We start from the raw sequence: 4,204 nt of genomic DNA, 5'->3' as shown, positions 1-4,204 counted from the left end.
CCGCCGCACTCGAACTCGACCCCACACTCACCTGGGCCCTCGGCTCCCGCGGCCAGGCACACCAGCAGGCCGGCCACCACGAGCAGGCCATCACCGACCTCACCGCCGCACTCGAACTCGACCCCACCCTCACCTGGGCCCTCGCCGACCGGGGAGAAGCACACCGGCAGGCGGGCCGGTACGAGGAGGCCGTCGCCGACTTCACCGCCGCACTGGAACTCGATCCCACCGACGCCTGGGCCCTTATCTCTCGCGGCCAGGCACACCGCCAGGCCGGCCACTACGAGCAGGCGCGCGAAGACCTGGAACGGGCCGTCGAAGCAGACCCCGACGATCTCTCCAGCACGTTCGAGAAGCTCATGCTCGACACCGTGGAGGGGCACCTCGAAGCATGTGCAGAGCAGTGGAGCCGGCTGCTCGCGTCCCCGGTGAGCCCGCCAGACGAAGCTGCCACCAGGCTCTTGGGCCTTTTCCGGGTCCTGCTCCTCGAACCGGAAAGCGGTGTGGCAGAGGCGACCGAGGAGTTCCTCTCCGCGAATCCAGATCACGAGGACATTACCGATGCGCTGGCCTATCTGGCAGAGCTGGCTGCTATGGGAGATGGGGTGGCTGATCGCGCGCGGCAGTGCCGCCAGCTGATCGCGGAGCGTGCCTCGGAGTGAGCCGGTTGCCAGCTACCGGTCAAGGTCACGCATGTTCAGGCGCGTGCCAGGACTATGGGGGTGCTTCGCCTGTAGGCGCATTGGGCCGGATGGGCGGCGCGGCGGTAACGGTCGGGAGCCAGCGAGCAGGGCGCTCTCCAAGGCGCCTTGCAGGACGCTTTCCGGGGCGCTTCACAAGGCACCTCGACAGTCTCGCCCTGCAAGGAGAACCTGCACGTCACAAGCTCGGCCAAGGGGTGCCGGCCACGCCGACTCCTTCCCTCGAAGACCCCTTCGGGCGGTACCGGCCCGGTTTTGCCGGGTCCCGGCGCCCTGCTCCGGTCCTGGCGCCGCCGCCGGGACCACCGCCGGGTGCTGCCCGGAGTTCACCGCCTCGCACGCACGCGACCCGCGCGCGCCCTGAGGCCCGCCGCCGCCCACGGCGATCCCGGTGAGGAAGAACAACGCGCACCGGGCGAGAATCCGGCATGACCGACCGCCGCCCGCTGGGCACCGGACCGACCCGCACCGCCACCCAAGCGGAGCTGCCGCCCGCGCCACGCGCCCAACTCGCCGCCGAACGCCTGCCCGCCGCCCCGGCCGCCGGCGACCCGACGCCCGCACGCCCAATCACCGGGCGCCGCGCCCTGGGCGCCGGCCCCGGCGGTGATCCGCAACCACCCACAGCCGAATGCACAGCTGCGCAGCCTCCCACGGTCTGACGGCGCAGCCCGGCTCTACAGGTCGAACTCGAGATGTTCGACGTCGGTGAACTCCACCTCCAGGCCGGTCGCGCGGCGGCCGCCGTCGCGGAAGTAGACCTCGCCCAGAGCCTCTGCGGCGAGGTCGCGCAGCTGCTGTTCGTTGGCCCCGGTGTCCTGGGCGTCGAAGAGGCGTGCTGCGTGGTGGGGTGGCAGGGCGAGGGTGAGGTGGCGGAGGCGGGCGTCGTCGGTGGTGCCGGGGGCGGCGGTGAAGCCGAACCGGGCGCGGGTTTCGACGACCAGGCCGGTACTGGTGGCCGCCTGCTTCCGGGCCTGGGCGCGGATACGGGGCTGCCATCGGGCGCGCACCGCATCCTCCAGGCGTCGGGCGAGGTCGGCGCGGGGCCGGCGGATCTGGTCTTTCACGTACCGCTCCACGGTGCGCTGGGTGACGCCGAGCGCGTCGGCCACCGCGCGGGTGCCCTTGAGCTGCCTGACCAGGTAGCGCCTCTGCGCCCCGGCCGACTTGGGGATGGGGCGGGTGAACGCCTGCTGCGCCGCGGCGTCCATGCCCTCCCTGGCGATGGCCATGCGGGGCTCTTTTACTCCCTGTTGTCGACTCGGTGGGATGGCGTCCTTGATGTACCGGGCAAGGTTGAGCTCCGGCATGTTAAACCGCTCGCGAACCTCTTCGCCCCACAGGACGGTCTGGGTGCCCTTGTGCTTGACCAGGTCCAGGTTGATGCCGAGCTTGAAGCCGCCGGGCAATGGCTTGCCCTCCCGGTACGGCAGGAAGTCCAGCGGCGACGTTCCGTCGGCCACGAGGCGGACGGTCTCCGCGTTGCGATCCTCGGTCGCCTCGGAGGGCGACCGCCACTGCGGGCGGGTTGACGGTGCCCTGCACGGGCTCGGGGTTGCGATCCTCGGTCGCCCCAGAGGGCGACCGCCACCCCGGTGAGCCCGTCCATCGGGGACGTGTTCGTCCAGTTGCGATCCTCGGTCGCCCCAGAGGGCGACCGCCACGTGCTGGTGCTGGTGGCGTTCATCGCGGGTCTCCGGGTTGCGATCCTCGGTCGCCCCGGAGGGCCACCGCCACCCGGCTCCGCACGCCGGGTCGATGACGGCTAGGTCGTTGCGATCCTCGGCCGCCCCGGAGGGCGACCGCCACTTGAACGGCGCCTCCCGCGTCGGTCGGTCGTAGACGAGGTTGCGATCCTCGGTCGCCCCAGAGGGCGACCGCCACTGTGACTGCGGTCTGACCTACGACCAGCACGAGGCCGTTGCGGTCCTCGGTCGCCCCGGAGGGCGACCGCCACGCGCACGCAGGGGAGGGGTGGCCGCCCGTGCCGCTTGTTGCGATCCTCGGCCGCCCCGGAGGGCGACCGCCACTTCAAGATCCGCGTCGAGGAGCATGAGCGGACGGCGTTGCGATCCTCGGTCGCCCCGGAGGGCCACCGCCAGCTCCGTTGACGAACGTCCACGGCAGCCCCATGTACTCGTGGTTGCGATCCTCAGTGGCCCCGGAGGGCGACCGCCGCTCTGTCCCGGAACACTGTATTGATCGGTGGGGCCTTCGGCCGCTGCCGATTTCACTACGGGGCGGGTTCGATTCCTCGTTGTGGGTGGTAGGGGCCTGTCCATTCGTATAGGTCACCGGTGGACTTTCCCCGTGACGTTGGACACTCGATGCTTACGCCGCGAGGGCATGTCCTTGCTCGTGCCGCTGCCGGATCTCCAGCGGGGTCAGGTAGCCCCAGTGCGGGTGCTTCCGTAGCCGCTTGCGGTTGTAGAAGGTCTCGATAAAGGTGAAGATCTCGGCGCGGGCGGTGGCTCGGTCGGGCCAGCGGCGGGTGCCGATCTCTTCCTTCAGTACTGCGAAGAACGACTCGGCGACGGCATTATCGAAGCACGAGCCGGTCCGGCCCATGCTCTGCCGCAGTTTCAACCGGCCTATCTCCCGCCGGAGTTCCTCGGACGTGTACTCACTGCCGCGATCCGAGTGCACGATGCAGCCCGGCTGGAGCCGACCGCGGCCGGCGGCCATCGCCAGCGCGTCGACGACCAGGGACGCCCGGTGGTGGCCGGCCATCGAGTAGCCGACGATCTCGCGGGTCGCCAGGTCCAGCCAGGTCGCCAGGTAGAGCCAGCCCTCCTCGGTGGCGATGAAGGTGATGTCGCCGACCAGCTTCTCGCCCGGCGCGCTCGCCGTGAAGTCGCGGCCGATCAGATCCGCAGCGGGCACCGCCTTCTTCGCCGGGCGGGTCAGTGAACGGCGTTTGCGCCGGGTGATCCCGGCGATGTCGCGCTCACGCATGATCCGCTCCACGCGCTTGCGGTTGATCCGCCTGCCCGACCTGCGCAGTGCGGCGTGGATGCGCGGCACTCCGTATGCGTGTCTGGAGGCGATGTGCAGCACGGTGATCTCGTGGGCCAGGGCGTCGTCGGCGGCCTGGCGGGCGGCGCGGGCCTGCTCGCCGGCCCGCCAGGCGTAGAACGAGGACCGGGCAACCTTCAGCAGCCGGCACAAGAGAGCAACACCATGGGTGGTCTTCTCCGCTTCGATGAACACGTACACGTCGTTCACCGATCGCTCTCCTTCGCGAAGAAGACCGCCGCTTTTCGCAGCACCTCGATCGTCTCGGCCTGCTCACGGGCCAACTTGCGCAGCCGACGCAGCTCCTCCCGCTCGGCCGTCGTCAGCTCGCCCGGTGCCCCCTGGCCCTGGTCGACCTGGTCCTGCCTGACCCAGTTGCGCAGCCCCTCGGCGCTGACGCCGAGTTCCCGGGCCACCTCGGTGACGGTCCTGCCGGAGGAGCGGACCAGGGCGACCGCGTCCCGCTTGAACTCCTGCGTGTACCGCCT

Annotated in this window: 5 protein-coding genes and 1 CRISPR repeat array; of the genes, 2 read left to right on the top strand and 3 right to left on the bottom strand. The window is 70.6% G+C overall.

Annotation, left to right across the window (positions count from 1 at the left end; all coding sequences use genetic code 11):
• A partial coding sequence (locus tag AOK11_RS09125; RefSeq protein ID WP_157869308.1) for a tetratricopeptide repeat protein occupies positions 1-662 on the top strand: 662 nt, incomplete at its 5' end.
• 467 nt (positions 663-1,129) lie between these two features.
• Positions 1,130-1,363 carry a hypothetical protein gene (locus AOK11_RS42715; protein WP_157869307.1) on the top strand — a complete coding sequence of 78 codons (234 nt, stop codon included), beginning with the start codon at positions 1,130-1,132 and terminating at the stop codon, positions 1,361-1,363.
• A 15-nt stretch (positions 1,364-1,378) separates the two neighbouring features.
• On the opposite strand, the gene tpg is transcribed toward AOK11_RS42715, so the two are convergent.
• The 3 genes from tpg to AOK11_RS09110 form a co-directional block, all read right to left on the bottom strand.
• On the bottom strand, positions 1,379-1,933 hold the full coding sequence (tpg, locus tag AOK11_RS09120; RefSeq protein WP_055593156.1) for a telomere-protecting terminal protein Tpg: 555 nt from the start codon (positions 1,931-1,933) through the stop codon (positions 1,379-1,381).
• Positions 1,934-2,182: 249 nt separating this feature from the next.
• Positions 2,183-2,803: a CRISPR direct-repeat array (repeat unit 37 nt; unit sequence GTTGCGATCCTCGGTCGCCCCAGAGGGCGACCGCCAC).
• Between the two features lie 229 nt (positions 2,804-3,032).
• Complete coding sequence (locus AOK11_RS09115; RefSeq protein ID WP_055593155.1) at positions 3,033-3,926, bottom strand: IS3 family transposase; 894 nt, start codon at positions 3,924-3,926, stop codon at positions 3,033-3,035.
• Positions 3,923-4,204: transposase (locus tag AOK11_RS09110; RefSeq protein ID WP_055593154.1), on the bottom strand; the 282-nt coding region annotated here is incomplete at its 5' end. The genes AOK11_RS09115 and AOK11_RS09110, both read right to left, overlap by 4 nt.

It is taken from the genome of Streptomyces hirsutus (assembly GCF_001418415.1).
Classification (GTDB): Bacteria; Actinomycetota; Actinomycetes; order Streptomycetales; family Streptomycetaceae; genus Streptomyces; species Streptomyces hirsutus.
The sequence above is the reverse complement of the archived record's forward strand: the minus strand, read 5'-3'. Positions and strand labels throughout refer to the sequence as shown.

Excerpts from the sequence above, each read along its gene's own strand:
- AOK11_RS42715 (WP_157869307.1), top strand. The coding sequence starts at position 1,130 with ATGACCGACCGCCGCCCGCTGGGCACCGGACCGACCCGCACCGCCACC.
- tpg (WP_055593156.1), bottom strand. The coding sequence starts at position 1,933 with ATGGCCATCGCCAGGGAGGGCATGGACGCCGCGGCGCAGCAGGCGTTC.